Source organism: Mycoplasma miroungigenitalium (genome assembly GCF_013008635.1).
Lineage (GTDB): Bacteria > Bacillota_I > Bacilli_A > Mycoplasmatales > Metamycoplasmataceae > Mycoplasmopsis > Mycoplasmopsis miroungigenitalium.
Map to the genome: position 1 here is coordinate 320,046 of NZ_CP053096.1, position 23,645 is coordinate 343,690.

At 29.5% G+C, this 23,645-nt stretch carries 23 protein-coding genes and 1 pseudogene; 23 read left to right on the top strand and 1 reads right to left on the bottom strand.

Annotated features, from left to right (window positions below):
• Positions 1 to 81 precede the first annotated feature (81 nt).
• The 16 genes from HLA87_RS01505 to HLA87_RS01580 all read left to right on the top strand — a co-directional run bounded on the left by HLA87_RS01505 (position 82) and on the right by HLA87_RS01580 (position 12,564).
• Positions 82 to 396, top strand: coding sequence for a 4'-phosphopantetheinyl transferase superfamily protein (locus tag HLA87_RS01505; protein ID WP_171111221.1), 315 nt, complete (start codon positions 82 to 84; stop codon positions 394 to 396).
• 1 nt (position 397) lies between these two features.
• Positions 398 to 1,144, top strand: a complete 747-nt coding sequence (locus tag HLA87_RS01510) for a lysophospholipid acyltransferase family protein (RefSeq protein ID WP_171111223.1) — start codon at positions 398 to 400, stop codon at positions 1,142 to 1,144.
• A complete protein-coding gene (locus HLA87_RS01515; RefSeq protein WP_171111225.1) occupies positions 1,137 to 1,892 on the top strand; it encodes a segregation/condensation protein A in 756 nt (251 codons plus the stop codon). Before HLA87_RS01510 ends, HLA87_RS01515 begins: the two co-directional genes overlap by 8 nt.
• Positions 1,882 to 2,466, top strand: coding sequence for an SMC-Scp complex subunit ScpB (gene scpB / locus HLA87_RS01520; protein WP_171111227.1), 585 nt, complete (start codon positions 1,882 to 1,884; stop codon positions 2,464 to 2,466). The genes HLA87_RS01515 and scpB overlap by 11 nt, the downstream gene beginning before the upstream one ends.
• Before the next feature lie 27 nt (positions 2,467 to 2,493).
• The gene (locus HLA87_RS01525) at positions 2,494 to 3,375 is read left to right on the top strand and encodes an RluA family pseudouridine synthase (protein ID WP_171111229.1); all 882 of its coding nucleotides are present in this window, start codon (positions 2,494 to 2,496) and stop codon (positions 3,373 to 3,375) included.
• Positions 3,363 to 3,665 carry an Asp-tRNA(Asn)/Glu-tRNA(Gln) amidotransferase subunit GatC gene (locus tag HLA87_RS01530; protein ID WP_171111231.1) on the top strand — a complete coding sequence of 101 codons (303 nt, stop codon included), beginning with the start codon at positions 3,363 to 3,365 and terminating at the stop codon, positions 3,663 to 3,665. Before HLA87_RS01525 ends, HLA87_RS01530 begins: the two co-directional genes overlap by 13 nt.
• Positions 3,665 to 4,993: an amidase family protein gene (locus HLA87_RS01535; protein ID WP_171111233.1), complete on the top strand. Its 1,329-nt coding sequence runs from the start codon at positions 3,665 to 3,667 to the stop codon at positions 4,991 to 4,993. The genes HLA87_RS01530 and HLA87_RS01535 overlap by 1 nt, the downstream gene beginning before the upstream one ends.
• On the top strand, positions 4,986 to 6,404 hold the full coding sequence (gene gatB / locus HLA87_RS01540; RefSeq protein WP_171111235.1) for an Asp-tRNA(Asn)/Glu-tRNA(Gln) amidotransferase subunit GatB: 1,419 nt from the start codon (positions 4,986 to 4,988) through the stop codon (positions 6,402 to 6,404). The genes HLA87_RS01535 and gatB overlap by 8 nt, the downstream gene beginning before the upstream one ends.
• A gap of 93 nt (positions 6,405 to 6,497) precedes the next feature.
• Positions 6,498 to 7,049 (top strand): thermonuclease family protein, encoded by a 552-nt coding sequence (locus HLA87_RS01545; RefSeq protein WP_171111237.1) that lies wholly within the window; start codon positions 6,498 to 6,500, stop codon positions 7,047 to 7,049.
• Between the two features lie 257 nt (positions 7,050 to 7,306).
• Positions 7,307 to 7,888, top strand: a complete 582-nt coding sequence (gene rplK / locus HLA87_RS01550; protein WP_171111239.1) for a 50S ribosomal protein L11 — start codon at positions 7,307 to 7,309, stop codon at positions 7,886 to 7,888.
• Complete coding sequence (gene rplA, locus HLA87_RS01555) at positions 7,888 to 8,580, top strand: 50S ribosomal protein L1 (protein ID WP_171111241.1); 693 nt, start codon at positions 7,888 to 7,890, stop codon at positions 8,578 to 8,580. The genes rplK and rplA overlap by 1 nt, the downstream gene beginning before the upstream one ends.
• Before the next feature lie 87 nt (positions 8,581 to 8,667).
• Positions 8,668 to 9,381 (top strand): hypothetical protein, encoded by a 714-nt coding sequence (locus HLA87_RS01560; protein ID WP_171111243.1) that lies wholly within the window; start codon positions 8,668 to 8,670, stop codon positions 9,379 to 9,381.
• A 98-nt stretch (positions 9,382 to 9,479) separates the two neighbouring features.
• Positions 9,480 to 10,457, top strand: coding sequence for an aspartate--ammonia ligase (locus HLA87_RS01565; RefSeq protein ID WP_171111245.1), 978 nt, complete (start codon positions 9,480 to 9,482; stop codon positions 10,455 to 10,457).
• A gap of 85 nt (positions 10,458 to 10,542) precedes the next feature.
• Positions 10,543 to 11,622, top strand: coding sequence for a peptide chain release factor 1 (prfA, locus tag HLA87_RS01570; protein WP_171111247.1), 1,080 nt, complete (start codon positions 10,543 to 10,545; stop codon positions 11,620 to 11,622).
• Positions 11,622 to 12,335: a peptide chain release factor N(5)-glutamine methyltransferase gene (gene prmC / locus HLA87_RS01575; protein WP_171111250.1), complete on the top strand. Its 714-nt coding sequence runs from the start codon at positions 11,622 to 11,624 to the stop codon at positions 12,333 to 12,335. Before prfA ends, prmC begins: the two co-directional genes overlap by 1 nt.
• A 7-nt stretch (positions 12,336 to 12,342) precedes the next feature.
• A complete protein-coding gene (locus HLA87_RS01580; RefSeq protein ID WP_171111252.1) occupies positions 12,343 to 12,564 on the top strand; it encodes a phosphopantetheine-binding protein in 222 nt (73 codons plus the stop codon).
• Between the two features lies 1 nt (position 12,565).
• Here HLA87_RS01580 and HLA87_RS01585 read toward each other — a convergent pair whose 3' ends face one another.
• The gene (locus HLA87_RS01585; protein ID WP_171111254.1) at positions 12,566 to 14,413 is read right to left on the bottom strand and encodes an ABC transporter permease subunit; all 1,848 of its coding nucleotides are present in this window, start codon (positions 14,411 to 14,413) and stop codon (positions 12,566 to 12,568) included.
• A gap of 69 nt (positions 14,414 to 14,482) precedes the next feature.
• Between HLA87_RS01585 and HLA87_RS01590 the strand changes: the two genes are divergently transcribed.
• From HLA87_RS01590 to HLA87_RS01625, 7 genes and pseudogenes are all read left to right on the top strand, one after another.
• A complete protein-coding gene (locus HLA87_RS01590; protein ID WP_171111256.1) occupies positions 14,483 to 15,016 on the top strand; it encodes an NUDIX hydrolase in 534 nt (177 codons plus the stop codon).
• A gap of 15 nt (positions 15,017 to 15,031) precedes the next feature.
• Complete coding sequence (locus HLA87_RS01595) at positions 15,032 to 16,456, top strand: phosphotransferase (protein WP_171111258.1); 1,425 nt, start codon at positions 15,032 to 15,034, stop codon at positions 16,454 to 16,456.
• Positions 16,457 to 16,547: 91 nt separating this feature from the next.
• On the top strand, positions 16,548 to 17,465 hold the full coding sequence (locus HLA87_RS01600) for an RluA family pseudouridine synthase (protein ID WP_171111260.1): 918 nt from the start codon (positions 16,548 to 16,550) through the stop codon (positions 17,463 to 17,465).
• A gap of 12 nt (positions 17,466 to 17,477) precedes the next feature.
• Entirely contained in the window at positions 17,478 to 18,308 is an 831-nt protein-coding gene (locus HLA87_RS01605; RefSeq protein WP_171111262.1) for a hypothetical protein, read from the top strand.
• Positions 18,309 to 18,350: 42 nt separating this feature from the next.
• Positions 18,351 to 18,974, top strand: a complete 624-nt coding sequence (locus tag HLA87_RS01610) for a ribonuclease HII (protein ID WP_171111265.1) — start codon at positions 18,351 to 18,353, stop codon at positions 18,972 to 18,974.
• Position 18,975: 1 nt separating this feature from the next.
• Positions 18,976 to 19,713 carry a nitroreductase family protein gene (locus tag HLA87_RS01615; protein WP_171111269.1) on the top strand — a complete coding sequence of 246 codons (738 nt, stop codon included), beginning with the start codon at positions 18,976 to 18,978 and terminating at the stop codon, positions 19,711 to 19,713.
• 150 nt (positions 19,714 to 19,863) lie between these two features.
• Positions 19,864 to 23,621: pseudogene (locus HLA87_RS01625) on the top strand (Mbov_0399 family ICE element protein); the annotation flags it as partial.
• Positions 23,622 to 23,645 lie beyond the last annotated feature (24 nt).

Sequence of the window (23,645 nt, forward strand, 5' to 3'; positions counted from 1 at the left end):
TACTGATCATCTAAATTTAATATTGTATTAATTACATATTAATATTTATTATTTATATTAAAATTTACATATAATAAACTTATGAAATTAGGAATTGATTTAGTTTTGATTGATAGATTTAGATCTATAAAACAAGGATTTGAAAAGCGCTTTTGCCACCCATCGGAAATTGATTATCTCCATAAATTAACCAGTGAAGAGATTAGGGTGTCATATTTAGCGTCACTTTGGGCAATTAAAGAAGCGCTTTTTAAGGCTGACAATAAATTTTTTGATTTTTCAAAAATTAAAATTGTCAAAGAAAAATCTGGTGTTTGAACATTTGAAGACTGAAAAATTTCAACGAGCCACGAAGGAAATATGCTAATAGCAATCGTGGCATTAGAGGAGGTATAAAATGAGTTTTAATTTTAAAATGGTGTTTTTATGGTGGCATTTTTTATGGTGTCTTTGAAGATTGAAAGCAATGGTAAGAAAATACCGTCGTATGCCGGATGAATTAACTCCCCAACAAAGAAATGACTATTTACTTAAAAGAGCAAAACAGTTATTGTGATATTTCAATGTAAAAATCAATGTTGAAGGTTATAGCGACTTACCAAAATCACCTGCATTACTTTTACCAAATCACAAATCCAATATTGACCCGCTAATTATTTTAGCTGCCTTAGAAAAGAAAGACTTTGCAATGTTGGGCAGAAACAAAATTCCAACATTTTTGGGAAAAATTGAATTAAAACGTAAAAAATTCGCAAGTGGTGTTTTAGAATTATTGGACACAATCTTTATTAATCGTCAAGATTTACGTCAATCACTTAAATCACTTAATGAATTTGGGGATTTTGTTAAAAATAATAAACGTTACGGGGTTATTTTCCCTGAAGGCACACGCATCACTACTGATGAATTAGGTGAATTCAAAGCGGGAGCTATCAAGGTTGCTCAAAGCCAATATCTAACAATCGTACCAGTTTCAATTAGCGATACTCGCCAAGCATTAAACAAAAACAGGGGAAAAAAATTATTAGTAAATGTTAAGTTTTTAAAACCTATTAAACCGGCCGACTTCTTAGCAATGGATAATTTAGCAATCGCTAACAGGGTAAAAAACGAAATAGAAATGAGTTTAGACAAAAATGAATAATTTATACGAATCAGACTATAAAAAATTTGATATTAGTATCGAAAACTTTGATGGGCCATTAGATTTACTTTTAGCATTAGTCCAAGATAAACACAAAGATATTATGGATGTTGATGTTGCTGAATTGGCTAGCGCTTATCTGAAAATAATTCAAGATTTACAAGAAAATGAAATTGACCTTGCCGGTGAATATTTAGTCATGGCTGCAACATTGCTTGCTTTAAAAACAAAGATGATGTTGTTTACTCCAGAAGAAAAACCTGAAATTGAAGAAGACAAGCGTGAAATTTTACGTCGTCTATATGAATATCAACAATTTAAAGAAATATCTAAAACGCTTCGTGAACAAGAAGAACTACGTACAAATATTTTTATTAAAAAACCAAGCGACATTGAGGAATACCTTCTCGATGACGACAAAACACAACTAGACGGTAATTCAACGCCGCTTAAGCTAATCACAATTTTAAGAAAAATGTTCGAACGAACATATGCGCAAAAACTTAGAAAAACCAAATTAGACCATTTTCAACTCACTCCGCAAGATCAAATACCTTTTATTCTAGATCTTTTCAAAACTGCTGACAATGTAACATTCGAAATGATTTTTAATCAACCTTCAATGAATCACTTTGTTATAACATTTATGGCTGTATTAGTGCTTGTGAAAATGCAAAAAATTACTATGGAACAAAATGAACAATTTGGCACAATAACATTTGCGAAAGGACCAGATTATGAAAAATAATATTTTAGAAGCATTGTTATATATTCAAGGAGATGACGGATTATCTCTTGAACAAGTTAAAGAAATATTTAACTTAAATACAATTCATGAAGCAAAAAAAGTTATGGCCGATTTTACTAAAGACTATAACAACCGTGATGGAGCGCTTAAAGTTGTAAACTTTAACGACATCTATAAACTAGCTACACGTGAAACCTACAAAGAATACATCACAAAAATGGTACAAGTGGTTAAAAAACACCGTTTATCAAATGCCGCTATTGAAGTTGCTGGGATTGTGGCCTATAAACAACCAGTTACTCGTTCAATGGTAAATAATATTCGTGGCGTTGCTAGCGAACAAGTTATGAACACACTTTTAGCTAAAGGTGTTATCGAAGAAGTTGGAATTAGTCCAACACCAGGGAATCCAGTTTTGTATGGTATTACAAACAAATTTTATGATTATTTTAGAATTAGAACTCTTGCTGAGTTGCCAAAGTTAACTGAATTCAACTTCATTGATGGAGTGGAATCAGAATCTCAAGAAGACTTTAGTTTCTTTGATTCACAAAGACCGGACCAATATGAATAGTGGTTTTGCCACTATTTTCTATTAGTTATGGCAAAACAAGAATTTATTGCAACCAGTAATGACCAAGGTCGTAAATTACTAAAGTTTTTAACTTCTATTTATAAAAATGTTCCTATATCAAAAATTCATAAAGTATTGAGAAAAGGCGATATTCGTATAAATTCTAAACGCAACAAAGATCCAAACTATATTATAAATTCAAATGATTTAATAACAATTTATGGCTTAAATGATTCGGATGCGTTTTTATTAAAATCGAATCCGAATCTAACCTTAAACTCCGAAATTATTTACGAAGATGAAAATATTCTATTGATAAATAAATTGCCCGGCGTTGAGGTTCATTCAAACCAAAATTCCTTAGATCAACAAGTCTATTCATATCTAAGCTTTACTCAAAACACAGCTTTTAAACCAAGCCATGTCGGTAGATTAGATAAATTAACAAGCGGCTTAATAATTTATGCAAAAAACTACGAATCGCTTGTCCAATTAAACTCAAAACAAGATTCATTAGTCAAAAAGTATCTTTTCATACCTGAACATCATATTGAACCTGGTATTTATTCTATTTTAACTTCAAAGGATGATTTAGTACAAAAAATGGTTGTTGCTCAAGAGAATTGAAATAATGCTAAACTCGCAACAACTAAAATTGAAGTAATTGATAATCAATACTTTGCTACTTTATTAAGTGGGCGTAAACACCAAATTAGATTAACTTGCGCAAACTTACAAGCACCGGTTTTAGGTGATATTAAATATGGTGCACAGAGAGCTAAAAGACTCTATTTACACTCATATTCATTGGAATTTAAGAATTTGGAAGGATGTTTAGAATACCTAAATAATAAAAAATTTAAAGCATATCCAATTAATTGAATCAAGGAGGAAAAATGAAAACAATAGATAAAACAAAACTTGTTGAAATAGTTAGTTCATTAATGCTTGAACCAAGCGATGAAGTAATCAATCAAATATTAGTTGAATGAGACACTATTCAAAAACAATTATCTTTTTTAAATAAAATAGATACCAACGGAGTAAAACCGTTAACCCACATCAACGAAACACCGATAGTAGACTTTTTCAGAGAAGATGAAGTTGACTACACTGGAGCAATAACTAAAGAAACAGCATTAAAAAATGCATATGATTCAGATGATGATTACATCATAACTTCGAAGGTGGTACAATAATGGAAATTAAAAATCTAGGCAATTTTGAAAATGCTTTAATTTCAATTGAAAAAGACAAAAATAATGCTGTTGCTCATATTTATAATTCACCCAAAAAAGTTGGAGACGGGTTACTAAACAACGCAGTTTTTACAATTAAAGATGTTTTTGCTACCGAGGATGTAAAAACAACTGCTTCAAGTAAAATATTAGAAAATTTTCATCCGGGTTATAACGCCACTGCTGTGTCAAAATTAATTAATGCAGGAGCTATTCCAGTTGCTAAGGTTTATAATGACGAATTAGCTTTGGGAGGCACAGGTACCTTTAGTGCATTTGGTTTGATAAAAAATCCACTTGACCCTCTACGTTTAGTTGGCGGTTCATCTTCTGGTTCAGCCGCAACTTTGACTAAAGACATTTGCTTCTCCTTGGGATCTGATACCGGTGATTCAGTGCGTTTACCAGCATCATATAATTCGCTAGTTGGATTCAAACCTAGTTATGGTGCAATCAGTCGGTATGGGATGTTTCCTTATGCTTCATCGCTTGACACTGTAAGTTATTTCACTCACAATGTAAATGATATTGCCGTGATTTCAAAGGTTCTATACGGTATTGACAAAAATGATTTCACGACTGTGGAAGTTAAAATTAATAATATTGAAAAAATTAAACCTAAAAATATTGGAGTTTTAGACATAAATAATAATTTGCTATCAGATATGGTGCAAAATTCTTATACAGATATTATTAAAAAACTCCAAAATACTGATATTTCAATAGAATTAGTAAAAATTAATGAAGACCTAATTCGTGCCGTAAAGCCAGTTTATGATATTATTTCTTACTCTGAAGCATCAAGTAACCTAGCCAATCTTAATGGTATAGCTTTTGGTTCAAGAAAAGATGGTCAATCTTGACAAGAAATAATGACTAATACTCGTTCTCAAGGATTTGGAACGATGGTTCAAAGAAGATTAACATTGGGTAGTTTCTTTTTGCATTCAGAAAATCAAAAAGAACTTTTAATTAAAGCTCAGCAAGTTCGTCGGCTAATAAAACAATACTGAGACCAATTACACAATAAATACGATCTAATTATTTTCCCAGCTAGCGGCGACATAGCACCATTTATTGAGTCCTCAAAAAATATTTCCAGAGATTACATGGAATACATACTAACTACTTCTAATTTAGCCGGATTGCCGTCAATTACCGTTCCCTGAATTAAAAATTCTGAGGGTTTAGGTGTAAACATGGCGTTAGAAACACCAATTTATACAGATGAAAAATTACTTTCATTTGCACTTTGAATGGAAGAATTTTTGGGAGGTAAAAATGAATAGTTTTGAAGCAATAATAGGTATAGAAATCCATGTGGAGTTAAACACGAAAACAAAAATGTTCTCAAGCGCTAAAATTGATTTCAACGCTGAACCCAATACTTGTATAAATCAAATTGATTTGGGTTATCCGGGTACATTACCTCTGTTAAATAAACAAGCAGTAATTAGCGCTATAAAATTAGCAAAGGCACTAAAAATGGATATAGATACCGAGATGCATTTTGACCGCAAAAACTATTTCTACACCGATTTGCCTAAAGGTTACCAAATCACACAATTCTTTAGACCAATAGGTTCAAATGGTACTTTAGTTATTGACCAAAATACTGGAGATACAGTAACTATCGAAAGAATTCACTTGGAAGAGGATACAGCAAGGCAACACCACGGGGAAGTTACTAAACTAGATTATAATCGTGCCGGTACTCCGTTAATAGAAATAGTTACCACACCTTGCATTAAAAACGCAGAACAAGCGGTTAATTATGTTTCAACAATTCGTCAAATTGCTCTTTCATTAGGAATTTCTGACGCAAAAATGGAAGAAGGCTCTTTAAGAGCTGATATAAACATTTCATTGCGTCCTAAGGGTTTTAATAATTTAGGAACCAAGGTTGAAATTAAGAATATCAATACATTTAGAGGAATTGCAAAAGCAATTGAAAACGAAATTGAAATACAAACCAAAAAACTACGTACTGGTGAAAAAATTCTACAACAAACAAAAAGATTTGACCCTGAAACTCAATCTAATATAGTAATGAGAACAAAAACTGGAGAAGTTGATTATAAATATTTCCCAGAACCAAATATTCCAATTATAAAAATTAGTGATGAATTCATAAGCAATATAAAACTGAATGAATTACCTTGAGAGCGTACTGAGCGTTATAAATCAGAAGGTATTCAAGATATTTACATAAATTCATTAGTAAATGATTTAGAAATGGCCAAATATTTTGACTCAATTAATTACGCTGATAAAGAAAAATTATCAAAATTGTTTTTCGCTGAAATTGTTTCATTAGCAAATTCAACACAAAAACATGTTTGCGATCTAAATATTGACCCAGAGCAATTATCTGAATCGATACAACTGATGGATTCAGATATTATAAGTGGGCGTTCATTTAAAAAACTAATCCCATTATTGCAAAATTATCATGACAATGTCAATGAATTAGTTAAAAAGCACAATTTGGAACAAATATCAGACATAAATATAATCACAAAATGAATTAATGAAATAATTGAACAAAATGCAAAATTAGTTGATGAATACACCTCACGTCCCGAAAGAGTATTGAAAATGATACAAGGGTCTCTTATGAAAATTTCTGGCGGCCAAGTAAACCCTACTAAAGCAATAGAAATCGTCGAAAGTATTTTAAAAGAAAGATTTAATAATTAGCAACTTTGTTGCTTTTTTATTGCATTTTTTCAGTAAAAACGCAATTTTTTTACTTTTTTAGTAAAAACGAATCTAAAAAGATACTAAAAATATATGAAATGATTAAAACTTATACCGCTACTATCTATTCCTTTATCAACATTGTCTTGTACCGTGAATTTTTCGCAATATTCTAAGTATAAATTAAATAGTTATTTTGTAGCAGATGGAGATACAATTTATGCTTATATTGATAAAGTTAAAGTAGGAATTCGTTTTTATGGCATCGATACGCCAGAAACTAAAAAAAGCAATAATTCTGTAGCAGATTTAGAAAATTTTTTCGCCCAAAAAGCTAAAGCTGAAGTTATAAAATTATTAAATAAACAACCCATCAAAATCGTTAAAATTACAGAAGATAAATATAAAAGATGGGTATGTAAAGTATTTAGTAATAATGACAAAGATATTGCTCTGCATCTGCTAGAATCCGGTTTAGCGAGAGTGAAATATATTTCAAAAAGTAGAAAAAATATAAATTATTGAACTAATAATTATGAGAATATACAATATTTAAACGAACTTAAAAAGAGCGAAAATCAAGCTAAAACTACAAAAAAAGGTCTATGATTTTATGGTGAAAGAAAAGTTTTTTACAAAAAATAATTCTCTTTTATGTTAAAGAATTATTTCATTTATGAACAATGTTGCTTAATTATTTACACCAATAACACTTAAATTCAATAATATTCAGCAAATTATTCACTATTGAACAGTTATTTATCCATGTAAAAAAGGGTGATAAAATAATTATTTCAAAAATTAATACTTAATATATAATTAAAAAGCAATTTAACAATTGCCTCTAAACTAGTGGGAGATATATATCGCTAGAACCACAATATCGAAAGGATAAATTTATTATGGCAAAATCAAAAGCTGATATTGTTCGTGTACGTAAATTAGAATTCCCAGCGGGACAAGCTAAACCAGGTCCTAAATTGGCCGGTGTAGGTATTAACATGCCTGACTTCACCCGTGCTTTCAATGACGCGACACGTGACAGAGGTAACGAACCAGTTCCAGTTAAAATTACTGTTTACAAAGATAAAACATTTGATTTTAAAATTTACACTGCACCTGCAAGTTACAAATTAATTAAAGCTGCTGGAATTCAAAAAGGTAGCTCAAACGCTAAAACTACTAAAGTTGCAACAATCACTTTGCAACAACTTAAAGAAATCGCTGAATACAAACTAGTTGATTTAAATACAAACGATGTTGAGGCTGCAATGGCTACAATAGCTGGTACAGCTAAAAACATGGGTATTTTAATCGAAGGTTGAGATGATGTTGCTGCTGAAAAAGCTGCTGCAAAAGCTGCCGCTAAAGCTGCTGCTGCTGAAGCATTTGAAGCTCAATTGGATGAGGACGCTAAAGCTGCTGCTGAAGGTTCTGATGCATCATTTAATACCGTTGAAGAAGAAACTGAAGGAGAAGAATAATGGCTAAAGTTGGTAAAAAAATTAAAGCTGCGTGAGAATCATTTGATAAATCAGTTGCTTACGATTTAACAGAAGCTATTGACTTAGCTAAAAGAACTTCATACACAAAATTTGACGGATCAATCGAATTAGTATTCAAATTAAACCTAGATGTACGTAAAGCTGACCAACAACTACGTGGCTCAGTTCTATTACCTAACGGAACAGGAAAAACTGTAAAAGTATTAGTAGTTACAAACAACCCAGAAAAACAAAAACTTGCTAAGGCAGCAGGTGCTGATCAAGTAGTTGACGGTGCTGCATTAGAACAAAAAATTAAAGAAGACGAATTTGACTTCGACGTAATGGTTGCTGATCCAGCAATGATGCCATTATTAGGTAAATACGGTAAAAAACTTGGGCCTAAAGGTCTAATGCCAAACCCTAAAACTGGTACAGTTACCCCAACTCCTGAAAAAGCAGTTGAAGAACTTAAAAAAGGTAAAGCAAACTATAGAACAGATAAAGCCGGAATTGTACATACTCAAATTGGAAAAGTATCTATGGATACAGCAAAATTAGTTGAAAACGCACAAACCGTTATTTCACTAATTAAAAAACTAAAACCAACCACAGTTAAAGGTGCATACATGCAAAACTTAGTTGTTTCACCTACTATGGGTCCTGGTATCAAAGTTAAAATCGAAAAATAATTATTTTTAATCAAGCAAATGCTTGATTTTTTATTATTTTTTATCAGTATAATTAATAGCAAGAAAAGAAAAAAGGAAAGAGGGAAAATGAATAATATCATAATACCTGACAATATTCCTAGTCGTCACATGACTTTAGGATTAGTTATACTAGATATATGTTTTTTAGTTTTAATATATGGCCTATTAATATATAAGAAAAAATACATGAGTACTTTGTTCGCTTTAGCGGGCGGAATATTATACTTTCTAGTTGATTGGGGGATTTTTTATAAAACGCTCGGTCAAAGACAAGTTCATGGAGCTAATCCATTCTGGTTTTTATTGTGATTATCACTTAGCTATGGAACAACGAATTTCTTGTTTATATGACTTGCAATAAAAAAAGATAAACATTTAATTCATTTCACGTTAATGATTTTAATTTGATGAATTTGTTCACCAATGATTGCTAAAGCAATCCCTGGTCAAAATGACATAGTGATTTGACGAGAAACAGGTAAATATCACTGGGTTATGGCTTTAATGCTAATAGTAGGATACTTTGGTGTTATTATATATAATCTTGTTACTAAGAAATCGCAACTTCCCATCATTAGAATGTTAATTATAGGAATTGTAGTCCAATTCGGTTGAGAATTTGCTTTAATGATTAACGGAATAAGAAAACTACAATGAGGACCTATAGTTATTGACTCGTTAATTGAAACCAATTTAGGAATTCCTTATATTTATTTAATATATAAAGGTTTGTCAAAAAAATGAAATGAAGATTTATCTAAAAATATAATCGCTTGTTAAAGTGATTATTTTTTTCTTAAAATACACATTTCTCAATGAATGTGGAAAGTTTCTAATTATAGAATAATCTTATATAATCTATTCACTAAGGAGTTAATATGTACCAAACAAAGTTATCAATTAGACAAACACAGAGTGCAATTCAAGATTTGCGCTCATACTTCCAGGACTTGCTTAAATTAGAATTAAATTTAACTAGAGCTACCGCTCCATTATTTGTTACATCTGAATCTTGTTTAAATGATGGTCTAAATGGCGAAAAACCGGTTTCATTTTTGCCAAAAAATTCAACAAAAGAATTACAAATAGTTCACTCATTAGCAAAATGAAAAAGACAGGCATTACACGATTATGATTTTAATCTTTATGAGGGTTTGTTTACTGATATGAACGCAATTCGCCGTGAGGAAGAATTAGATAATATTCACTCATATTATGTCGACCAATGAGACTGAGAAAAAATAATAGATAAAAACGATAGAAATATTGAGTATTTAAAATATACAGTAAGCAAGATTTATAATTCGATTTTACTCACTAAAAAACATATTAATGAAAAGTTCAAATTAGAAGCAAAATTTAATAAAGAAGTGTTTTTCATAAGCTCTCAAGAATTAGAAAATCTTTACCCCGAATTAACTCCAGAAGAAAGGGAACAAAAACTAGCCAAAGAAAAAGGAACAATTTTTATTTATCAAATTGGCTGACCGTTAAAATCTGGTTATGCGCAATCTCGTCGAGCTTTTGATTATGACGACTGAGAATTGAATGGTGATTTAATTATTTATGCTCCTTGACTTGATAAAGCAATTGAAATTTCATCAATGGGTATTAGAGTAGATCGGGACGCGTTATTAAAGCAATCTAATAGAAGTGTTCAGGAATTAACCGAAATGTCTGAGTTTCACGCTGGTATATTAAATAATGTTCTACCATTAACAATCGGTGGTGGAATAGGGCAAAGTAGATTATGTATGTTAATTTTAGAAAAACATCATATCGGAGAGGTCCAATCTTCATATTGGCCAGAAAAAATGAAGCAAAAACTTGCTGAACAAAACATACACTTACTATAATAACGAGAAAATTCTCGTTTTTTTATTTATTTAACGACTAAAGACATATGAGAATATCGCAGGTTTAGTTTATAATATTAAAATTATGGAACAAACAATGTACAAATCGTTAATGAGCATCAAAAATAAACATGATGAACTAGTCGAAAAATTAACCGAAGAATCAGTAATTAACAATATAAAGGAGTATACAAAAATAAATCGTGAAGTTGGTAAAATCAAAGATATTGCCAATGTTTTCACTAAATATTTAAATTTAGAAAAAGATATAGCAACAGCCAAAACTATGCTTTCATCAAAAGATCAAGACGAAATAGAATTCGCTAAATCAATTATTGATGAAAACGAACCACAGCTAGTTGAACTAGAAGAAAAATTAAAAATTCTCATTCTACCTAAAGATGAAAATGATGATAAAAACGTTATCATTGAAATTCGTGGAGCCGCTGGAGGGGATGAGGCAAACATTTTTGCCGGCGATTTATACAGAATGTATTCAAAATATGCTGAAGAAGTTGGTTTTAAACAAAGTGTTCTTTCAACTTCGCCAGCAAATGCCGGCGGATTTAGCCAAATAGTATTTATGGTTAAAGGAGAAAATGCCTACTCGAAACTAAAATTTGAAACAGGCGTACACAGAGTCCAAAGAATACCAACAACTGAAAGTTCAGGACGTATCCATACATCTACTGTAACTGTAACTGTAATGCCAGAAATTGATGATAGTATAGATATCGAAATTAAACCTCAAGATATTAACATTGATACATATCGTTCTTCCGGGGCTGGTGGACAAAGTGTTAATACCACTGATTCAGCTATTAGAATTACACATATTCCTACTGGAATTGTAGTAACATCCCAAGATCAACGTAGCCAAATTGCAAACAAAGAAGCTGCAATGTCTGTTCTTAGATCTAAACTTTATGACCTCGAAATGCAAAAGAAGCAAGATGAAGAATCAGGATATAGAAAATTAGCAGGGCACGGCGATAGAAGCGAGAAAATTAGAACATATAACTATCCTCAAGACCGTGTAACTGACCATAGAATTGGTTATTCTACATCTTTAAAACAGGTAATTGAAGGCAAATTAGATTCGATTATTGAAAGTTTGCTGACCGAAGAACAAAACCAAAAAATAGCAGCAAGTGGATTAAAATAATGCCTACAATTGAAGAGTTAAAATTAGAAAAACGTCGTTACGGATTAAGCGAAATAATCTCTAATGAAGAACTAAAAAAACTTCAAGAAGGAATGCCTATTCAATATATTATGGGATATATTGAATTTTTAAATACGAAGATAAAATTAGACCATAAGGTTTTAATACCTCGATATGAAACTGAAGAAATGGTTGATTTGGCTTTAAAAAAATACGTGAAAAACAAAATTGATTTTAAAGTACTTGATCTTTGCTGCGGTTCAGGTTTTATTGGTTTGGCAATTAAGGTAAATGCACCAAAAGTACAAGTAACTCTTTCGGATATTGATCCTATCGCTATCAAACAAACTAAGGAAAACGCAATTGAAAATCTAGGCAGTGATACACGCGTAAATATTATCCAAAGTGACTTATTTTCAAATGTAACCGAAAAATTTGATTTAATAATATCTAACCCTCCATATCTCGATGAAAATATTATCTTAAATAATGACAAAGATTTAAAATGAGAACCACAACATGCTTTATACACAAAAGACGAAGGGTGGTATTTTTATAAAAAAATACTTGATCATTATAAAAGTTATTTAAACGATGATGGTGTACTTATATTCGAAATTAACCCCTTACATATTCAAAAATGAAATGAATTGAATAATGTCAAAATTTTAAATGATATAAACAATAAGCCAAGATTTGCTATTATTGTATAATTACGCTATGAATATTACAAATTTAGTTATTGAAAAGGTTCAAAAATTTACCAAGTCTAAAGTTTCATTAAACTCTGAATTAAAAGAACTTAAAATAGATTCATTAACTTTGGCTGAACTTGTTTTTGATCTTGAAGACGAATTAAAAATTCGTGTCAGTGATGAAGAATTACTGAAATTAAAAACAATACAAGATGTTGTTAATTTAATTGAAAATACTAAAAAATAGCCTATGCGGCTATTTTATTTTTAATTAAATACACCTTAACTTTTTCTTGCATTTTTGTATTCAATAACGGTGTCACAAAATAAGTGATTAAAGAAAATAAAGAAGTTAATAAAATAGCAATAAAAGCACATTCTAACATCACGTTTCTTGAATTAGAACTGTGTTTGTTTAATTCAGCCACCATTCTTGTTGTTAATGTTTGTTGAGGGTAAAGCAACGAAAAGACATTTGAATTTTGTCTTCCTGAAGTTAATAAAAATGGTGATGCTTCAGCAACAAATAGAGTCAGCACCATAAAGAAACAATTAAAAATTGTTGGTGTTATCAATGGAAGGACTAATTTGAAAAATATTTTTGGGTTGCTTAAGCCTTTATTTGCGGCTTGTTTAATTAATGTTTTGTTAATTTTTTTGAAACCGTTATTAAACTGTTTAATCATAACTGGTATCAACAATACAACAACAGAGGCAACACCGGCCAATAATGATGAATCATGGCCTTTATCTAATGTTCAACCAAAAAGATGGATAAAAATACCATACGCAAATAAACCATGCACTAATGATGGTAAACCTCCACTTGTTATTAATAGTGAATTAATTAACTTGCTAAAAAATGTTTTTCTTGAAAATCTCTCAAAATAAATTGAAACCATCAAACTAAAAGGTATAACAATAATCGCCGTTCAAATCGCACCATATAATGTGGTTGACATCGATCAAAGCGTTGTATCTACACCAAATTTAATAGTCGATGTCGGTTTAATTACTGATAAAAATCCGAATATTAAAATATAAATGAAAGCACTAATGATTAACAAACCAATAATTATAAAGAATAATCACTCAATTGATTTTTGGATATTATCATAAATTTTAGTTCTTTGGGATTCCTTATTTTTTCCATTATTTCACTTGTTGGATAATATAATTAAATTGTCTTTATATGTTGTTTTAAACGTATTTGTTTTCGTAATTAAAGTAATGAGAAAATTAATTACTCCAATCACAATAATTAATGTCAGTGATAATGCAAATAAATATTCTTTCACATATTCACTTTTAAGAGCGAAAAAGTTAGTTGTTACCATTGTTGCCGCCGGTTTAATGGAGTTACTGAAGAAATTTTCGCCGCTAACCCATAAATTATATGAATTATTACTAATCATAATAAATGAAGCAGCTGACGCCTCACCAACAACTTTAACAAAAGCCGTAAAACAACATTTTAAAATTTGCTTTTTATTAGATTTCAGTAGTAATTTGTAAATAATCAAAGATGAATTGATTCTTAAATCTTTTGCAATTTTTTGTTGGTTAAAATCTATGGAATCAAAACTATTTACTAAGTTATTTATCAGAACTGCAGAATTAAATATAATAAACATTAAAACACAAGTCATAAAACTTTTTCCATTAAACGAATTAAACATAAAATGAGTAAAATTCGTTAAAACATTGAGAGCATACAATGCAAAAATCACTGAAGGGGCACTTCCTATTATTTTCACGACTAGCTTTATAATCTTGCTTACTTTATTATTAAGTCTAAATGTGATTAAAACTGCACTTTTTATTGATAAAGGAATACTAAAAATTAATGTAAAAATAGCAATTATTATAGAGATAGTTATTGAATTAAATATACCACCCTTAATACCATCTACACCATCAAAATCTAATGACCAAGGTTTAAATCCAAATTCCTTAACGATATCAGATGATTTCCATATTATTACACCTAAAAAGGCTAACATAATAATTAAAAAAATTATTGCAACAAATAAAGCAAGAAATTTAATTGGTTTTTTAGATGTGAATTCCCATTTATATTTACTATTTTTTTTCATATATAAAGTATAAAAAAATATTTAAAATGCAATAATATTTATAAATAAAAGATATGGGAGAGATTCAAAATGGAATTATTAGATATTTATGACAATGAACGTCAAAAAACAGGTAAAACATTTATTCGTGGAGAAAGTTTAGAGTATGGAAACAACCATATAGTCGCTTTTCTGTGTTTATTTAATAAAAAAGGTGAAATGTTAATACAAAAAAGAGTTTCAAATAAACCAAAATACCCTGGTTTGTGAGACGTTAGTGTTGGTGGGGCAGTCGATCATGGAGAAAGTTCTGTTGAAGGAATAAAACGAGAAGCTTTAGAGGAAATTGGTTATAACTTTGAACCTCTGCATCAAAAAGCGGCATTCACAATCAACCTAAAGAAAATATATTGTGACTATTTCATCGGTGTTACTGACTGAGAATTAGATAAGTTTGAAATTCAAAAAGAAGAAGTTGAACAATTAATGTGAGCTGATTATGACACGGTCATTAATTTAATAAGAGAGAATCAGTTCATGAAATACCACGAATCCTTAATCAAATATATCTTTGATATTTGACAAATGCCGTATACCAGATTAAGTGACCCAAACTTAATGTAAGGTTATAATTTAAATATGACAAACTATATGCAATTTTTAAAAGAAAATATCAGTAAAGAATTATTAAGCGAACTTTCTGACATCGAATTTATATATAAGGGGTTTCACAACTATACATTTAAAGCCAAATATAAAAGAAAGGACGTTCAGGTTAGAATACCTATTTCTAATCTTGTTAATCACGATATTGAGGAGCTAGTACTAAAATCACTCTCTGCAACTTTGTATTATGAAAATGGAATATTAATTCGTGAATGATTTCAAGGAAAAACACTTGAATATATCAAATTAACAAAAGAAATTCAACTGAAAGTAATAAAAAAAATAAAAGAATTTCACCAATTGACATTAAATGTCCCAAAAATGGATTTTCATCACTACAAAAAAGGCAGTAAAAAATATGTAGATTTAGTTGCAAAATACACAAAAGACGCCGATTTGGTGACTTCGCACTGTGACTTGTCTGCTAAAAACATACTAATAAACGAAACAGGCAATATAGAATTAATAGATTTTGAATGAGTTCGTAAAGCTCATCCTTTTTTTGATGCAATAACATTAGTCCAATCGCAGAATTTTAATCCCGAGATTGTTAAAACTGAATTTTGTATGACAGACCAACAATTTGAAGAAATAACATTTATATCAGATGAATTTAGACAACATGGTTATGAATCGGTATATTCAAATTTTGTTATTAATAGTGATACCCCAAAAATAGGAAAAGGATTAACAAATCTTTCTTATGTACAAAATGATTTATTTATACAAATTAAACAAAAAAACGGATTTAATCACCTGAATAAATTGTCTTTATTTGACAAACTAAAATGTAATGAAAAAGTTATATTTGAAAATGAAAATATGATAATCAGAAAATACATAAACTCATTAGATATTAATTTTAGTAACGAATATATAATTGCTAACATTGCAAAGGCAATATCTGAGTTGCATTGTTCCCAAATTCAATTAAAAAACAATTCAATTCGTCAAAGAATTGAAAAATACATTGAAATGTTAAATGACCATATAAAATTTAACTTAATATTTACCCCAGACATAATTAAAACATTATTAATATACGCGGAATTTTTAACTAACGACGTTCCGTCCCATAATGATTTAAACAAAGAAAATATTCTGCTTGATAACACTAATAATATTAAGTTTATTGACTTTGAATATTCAAGTATGAATAATATTTATTTTGATCTTTCCTATTGCGCTTCAGCTTTAGTGCTGTCATCAGAGTTAGAGTTAAAATTCCTTAATTCTTACTCTGAAAATAGCAATAGAATAATAGATATAAACGAGTATTATAAAACCAAAGCGTTGGCAAATTTTTATGGAATTGCATGGTCGCTAACAATTAATCCTGAATTTGATTTTTCTTGACTGACGAACAATGTTTTAGATAACCTCATATACTTTAAATAAAAAGCATTAATTAATAAAACAATCAAAAAATTATAAAAAAGTTCGTTTTTTTATTGCGCACTTATTTTTACTTTATATATATAATGTTATTATGATTAAATTAGAAGTTACATATAAAGACAGAATAGATAAATATATTTCAGATAATACCGAATTATCAAGAAATGACGTTAAGCAATTAATCTTGCAAGGCGCAGTTTTATTGAATGATAATACGATACCAGTCAACAAACCAAAATACATTGTTCAACAAGGTTGAAATATTACTATTACGAAATTAATTGATAAAGAAACTAATGTGGTTCCTAGAAAAATGGATTTAGACATTGTCTATGAAGATGATGATTTAGTAGTTTTAAACAAACCCACAGATTTGGTTGTACATCCAGCTCCCGGCCATCATGACGATACATTGGTAAATGGATTATTATTCCATTTCAAAACACTATCAAATGAAAACGGTTTATTAAGACCGGGCATAGTTCATAGAATAGATAAAGACACAAGTGGATTGTTGATTATAGCCAAAAATAATGAAACTCATGTTAAATTGGTTGAAATGTTAAAAAATCATGAAATTCATCGTTCGTATTTGGCTATTTGCGATGGTTTAATTGAAAATAAAACAACCAAAATAAATTTACCAATTAACAGACACGCAAACGATCGTAAGAAGATGACTGTCCACAAAGATGGGAAAGATTCAATCACCACAGTGTATCTACTTAAACATTTTTATTTAGAAAAAGAACCAAAATCATTAGTAAGATGTCAACTTGAAACTGGTCGTACCCATCAAATTCGTGTACACTTAAAATATATTGGGCACCCAATTTATGGAGATCCTGTATATAACAAAAAAATTGACGAATTCAATCAACGTTTGCATGCTTATAAATTAGAATTTATTCACCCTATCAGCGGTAAAAAAATTACTGTTTTTGCACCTATACCAAATGAATTTAACATTGCAGATTTCGATTTTAACGAATTGAAAAACGAAGAATAATTAAGGAGAAAAATGAAAAGACAATATTTAAACATAAATAGTACAGCCGAATTATGAAAGCTGGAAAAAACAACATTTCGTAAGTACGTGATTGGTTCATTAATATCTATACTTATTGTTACAGCAGTGATATTAGTACATCAAATATCACAATTTATTCTTCAATATAAAAATGGAATGTTTGCAACAAAAACTGACAATAGTTCAGTCCTTATTTACGTATTAATTCCATTGTTTTATATCGCGATATGAGTTTGAATATCAATATCATACATTTTGGGAATGATTAAAAGTTATCAAAATAAAAGTTTTGAACATTTAAAACCAGGCACGGCCACCTTTTTTGGAATAATGTCATTTATAAGCTTTTTTGATATTATTACTTTCTTTATATCCAAAGGCAACACATCAAACGTAAAATTGAACACTTTACAAATAATTCAGGTAGTATTACCTATTTTAATTTCATTCTTAACAATATCTTTATATTATGGGTTTGTGCGTGAAACTAAATTTATTTATATAGCTTTTGCAAATGCTAAACAATTTGAGCTTATCAAGACAATTGGACAAAGTACTAACATGTTTTCGGACTTAAATAATATTTTCAATCATAATTCAATGTCTCCAGAATCGTCACAAAATCAAAGACCTAATCAACCTGTGAACGAAACTGAAGCTGAGATAGTTAAATCTGATAGACAACAAAAAATAGAAAAATTACTAATGCTTCCAAATCACCGTTTATACGAAATGGCCAAGAAATTGTATATTAGTGGCTATGAAAAAATGGAAAAAGAGGAATTAGTCAACAAAATAATTGACATTACTGACAAAAAATAATTGGAATTGTGGCGCTTTGCTACAATTTTTATTAGGAGATAAATGGAATATAAAGTAGATATTGAATTAAGAGAATTTAAAAATCTAAAACAAATTTTGGGTTTAGACGAAGCGGGCAGGGGCTGCTGTGCTGGTCCATTGGTCGTTGCGGGAGTGGTATTTCCTCCTAATTATTCTAATCCGTTAATAAACGATTCTAAAAAATTAAATGCTAAACAAAGAGAAATGGCGTTTGAACAGATTAAAAGAGATGCCATTAAATACGATATTAAATTTTTAACCAGTATTGAGGTTGATTATTTAAATCCTAAAGCCGGTTCCGTAAAACTAATGACTGAAATTGCAAACCAATTTAACGATGTTGATTTAGTTATTACAGATTATGAAAAATTGCCTAATTGCACTGTCAAACAATTGAATTTAGTAAAGGGTGATTCTAAATCTCTCACGGTGGCGGCAGCTTCAATTTTAGCAAAAGTTTCAAGAGACAGATATATGGATGAATTGGATTTAAAATATCCCGAATACTCATTCAAAACACACAAAGGTTATGGAACTTTGAAACACAAACAAGCTATGGAAAAATATGGATTGATTCCAGAACACAGAAAAAGTTATAAAAATGTTAAATCAGCATACGAAACATTTTTAAACAATAAGGAGTAAAATGAGTTTTTACAATAGAACTATCGAAAGATATAGTGTTCGTGAATACGACACAAACAAAAAAATTTCTGATGAAGATTATAATAAAATAATAAATGTTATTAAATCTGCACCAACATCTTCAAATTGACATTCATCAAGTGCGATTGTAGTAAGAGATAAAGAAATATTAAATAAATTAGGAGAAACTAGCAAATATACTGGCGCAATTAAATCATGTGATATGTTTATAGTTTTTTTAGCAGACTACAATAGAATGAATATTGCAAAATCAAAACACCCAGAATTACAATATAATAATCATTCTTCAGAATCATATACAGTTGCAGTCGGTGATGCATTTATACAAGCTACAATGGCTCAAGATATTGCTACAGATTTAGGTTTAGGAACTTGTTTTATAGGTCTTGTCAGAACGATTGAAAAAGAAATAATCAACCTATTAAATATAAAAGGTCAAGCATTCCCAGTAGTTGGATTAACAATAGGCCACAGACTTAGTGAAGGACATGTTAAACCTAAATTAAACCGTGTGTACGAAAACTTCTATGACTACAATAATTTAAATAATGAAGTAGATCAATACGATGCTCAACTTATTAAGCATTTAAACAAAATTTCGCCAGATAAAAAAGCATTTTCATACACTGAAGCCACCATTAAATCCGCTTCATCATATCGCATGGATACTGATTTAATCGAAGAAATTTGAAATCTTGAATTAGTAAATAATAAATAAAAAATGGTTTGTCAATAAGACAAACCATTTTTATACAAAAAAGTATAAAAAAACACCTGTTTGTGGAACAGGCGGTACATTAAAGTTATACAACCTCAATGACGACTCATCGCTATTTATTTATACCATATTAACCAATTTAACCTAATTTATTTTTATAAAGGATATAAACTCCGCACAAATATCAACTTTCAAAAAATAAGAAAAATTTATGAGAATCTAATTAATTCTGATATCGCCCCGAACGAAAAGAACATTTTGCGTTCTCAATGAAATGAACTTTTTAATGATGTCGTCAATAAAGATGACGCCTTGGTTGAAATTGAATTAATTAATGATTCCTTAATTTGAGTTGATGAGGAGTACTACAACGAAGAAGAGGACTATTATACAGGTCAAATTTGAAACACGTATCATCATTCAACTGATGCAATATCAGGCGATGAAAAGGTGTATTCTTTAAAAGTTAGAGTTAAGTCTAAATTTGTTAATCGCAATGTTGAAAATCATTATAATAAACTCTGAAATGAAGCGTTAAGCGTTGTTAGCGACGAAATAGTGTTAAATACAGATACGGGTGGAAATTTAATGACTAATCCATTAAAAGGTACTAACCAAAAAAGTAATAAATATAATCTAAACAAATATTTTGAAACATTAAATAATAAACTTAAAGATAAAAATAGTAGTTTAGTCTTAAGTTATAAGATTTCATCTGAAGATAGCGCCAAAAATAGCATAGATGTTTATGTTAAAGATATAGCAACTCATTCAAAAAATCTTGGCTCAAAATTACTTAAATCTAACATTAAAATCAAATATCGTGCAACTAAATGACTCGAAAACGCAAAAATGGATGAACGTTTAAAAATTAATCTTGGTAAATATATTAACTTCGAGGATTATAATACGGAATTAGTAGATGATGTATTGGTTAGAGCTGAAAATGATAAAGCGATTGGGAATTATGGAAATACTTACTATGCTGGTAGATGGGTCGCTCACACACCATTGAGCGTCAGTTTTAATACGACATTAAGTGAAAACGAAGTTTTGATTATCAATGGCAAAAAAGTTGATGTTTTAGACCAAACCTTTTTTAAGAGCTTAAAAGATAATCGTTTAAATGCAAGTGATAATAGTAGAGTTTTGGATTTCGATGCCGACCCGCATTCTGAGATAAATGAGAAAAACTCGCATAAACTAAATGAATACAAAATTCAAATTATTCAATACGAACCTAATAGTGGAAATAACGAAGAGAATATTAAATTAATTTATAGCAAAATAATTGAAATTAATTCACGAAGCTCCAAAATGGATTTTAAATGATATGCTTGAGAGCCTGAGAATTATCCCGAATTTAAAAATTATTAATTGAAAAGTATGTTAAAGAAACTAATGGGGAATATAAAAAAGATAGTGCCGGTAATTTAATAGATAATCCAATGTATGATGCCTCGATAGACCCTAAAACAGGAACAAAGAAGCAACTAGTTTGGTTTGATTTAAAACCATTTGAAGAAGAGCCAATATTTATTGATAATAAATATGAAACATTTGCCGATTGAAGTAAACATCCCAAATGAAATGAAGAAATTGATGAAGAATATTATGCCGATACTAAATTACCATATAAATCACGTACTTTGTTTAGACCAGGTTGAGATGAAGACAAACCGAGTGGTTTCATCGCTGAGGCGGTCGTTCTTGGAAAAGGTGGATTAAAACAAGTAATTGGAGAAACAGAGAACTTTACATTGTTTAAATTAGAAAAAACAAAAGCACATAATAATAAATATCTTCTTAAGTATAGTAATACAAACACAATAAATTCTATTGACCAGATTAAAGAAACTGGAGAAACATCATACTTTTCAACTTCTGGAATTTGACTGTTTGTCTCGAATGCCCCTAATTCAATTAGTAATTTTAAATTAATATTAATTCAGGAACCAGGTGAAAAAAATTCAGATAGTAAAAATCCGCCAAATTCTTATTTTACGGATAATGTTGTTTTAGATAGCGGTCAAATACAGCCTTTGTGAAAAACAACAACCGGAGCATCATTTTATAATTATTTAATCTCGGTTGGATTAACAGACAAGGAAATATACAAACTAAATTATGAAGATGCTATGGAATATTATAAAGGCTATATAGAGCGTCTTTATTATAGAGATTACTTCAATAGTTATATTAGTATTGCCCCAACACTAAAAACCATCGCAGATGATAAATTTAGTGTGGATGAATTTGCTAATAGATATAAAAATACCAAATTAGCAGAAGTCGAACTGCTTTCAGACTTTACTAATAAAGATAAAGTTAATATCAGCAAGGTAGAAATAAACCCTGATAAGACTGGAGCATTTATCTACTTTAACCTTAATACGGTTGAAGAAATATATATGCTTAATCAAAACCCTATATTTATGAAAATCAAATTCAAGGATATTAAACCAACTAATAACCAAATTATTAATCTTGAATTAAATAGACAATACTTTATTGATACCGCTAAACATAATTACATCAAAGATTTTATGACTCAAATTTGACAAAACAAAAAATCTTGATTTAACGGACTTACCGATGAAGAATTTAATAAACTTAACTTTACAACAGATTTTAGTTATTTAACAAAATTATTAACGATTAAAGTTGAACTAGTTAAACCCGATTCTAATATCGCAATAATGCCTTATAAAATATTTTCAATTCCTTTGAACGTTTTTAAAATAAGCGAAATAGATAATTTTGACGAAGATAAAAAGAAAAATCCAAATCATAATTCTGCTAATGATGAAGATGAGCCTAATAAGTCTCAAACAAAAGCTAATATATTTGCTAATATAACTTTAAAAACAATTGAACTTAATGGTTTAAATGATGTAAATGAAATTAAAAATTTCATAATTTCGGAAATTAAAAAACAAATTCAAGGACTGGAATTGGATAAGGACTATCAAATAAAAAATTTAGATTCGGTTGCTTTTGAAATGTCTCTTCCACAAATCAGACCAAGTGATAATAAATATATTCATAATGCTATTTTGGTTATTGAAGCAATTAATGGCCGTGGAATATTATATGGAAAAGTCAATAACGTTGTTTTTCATGTGTTCGAACATGAAATTAATTTAAAAGAAATTGAAATACCTGACTTTAGCTTTGAAGCAGGCAATTTATCAGAAATCAGAGAAAAGATAACTCGATATACCTACGAAAAATTATTACAACGTGGATTAATATTAGGCCAAGATGTTGAGATTAGCAATCTTGAAAATGCGGTCAGAAACCTTGCTAAAGGCAAAGGATTTAAGCAAGCGGTAGTAATTAAGGGAATTAACCGAAAAGTCGTTAATTTAACTAGTTATAACGCTATAAATAACGCTAAGATTGTTGTTGATGATAACGGGAAGCAATTTTTATTTGATTTAATGTCAATTAAAACAAAAAAATTCAGTTATAAAGAAAATGTGTTATCCAAACTGAGAGACAAAGTAATAACCGATATTAATGAGTATTTACAAAAAACTTACGATATTAAATATGGAATAGATTGAGATTTTGATTTAAATGAACTAAATAATTCCTTGCGGCTTTTAACAAATGAAAAAAATATATTAAAATCGATACAGATAAAAATTCGGCCAATTGCCGGTAGTTCAAAAAACGCTGCCGAGTTTACAATTGAAAATATCTTGAATAGCTCCGTCATTGATGATTTAGATGATGTTGTTGTTGAGTTGCCAAATAATAATGATGATATCCAAAAGCAAAAAGTAAAAAATAAGAAGCTTTTAATATCTATTTTAGCCCCTTTAGGCCTTATAACTTTGGGAATTGGTATAGCATTAGGCTGATTTATTAAAGTGAGATACTTTGATAAAAAAATTAAATAGAAAAAATATTTTGCTTTTCTTTGA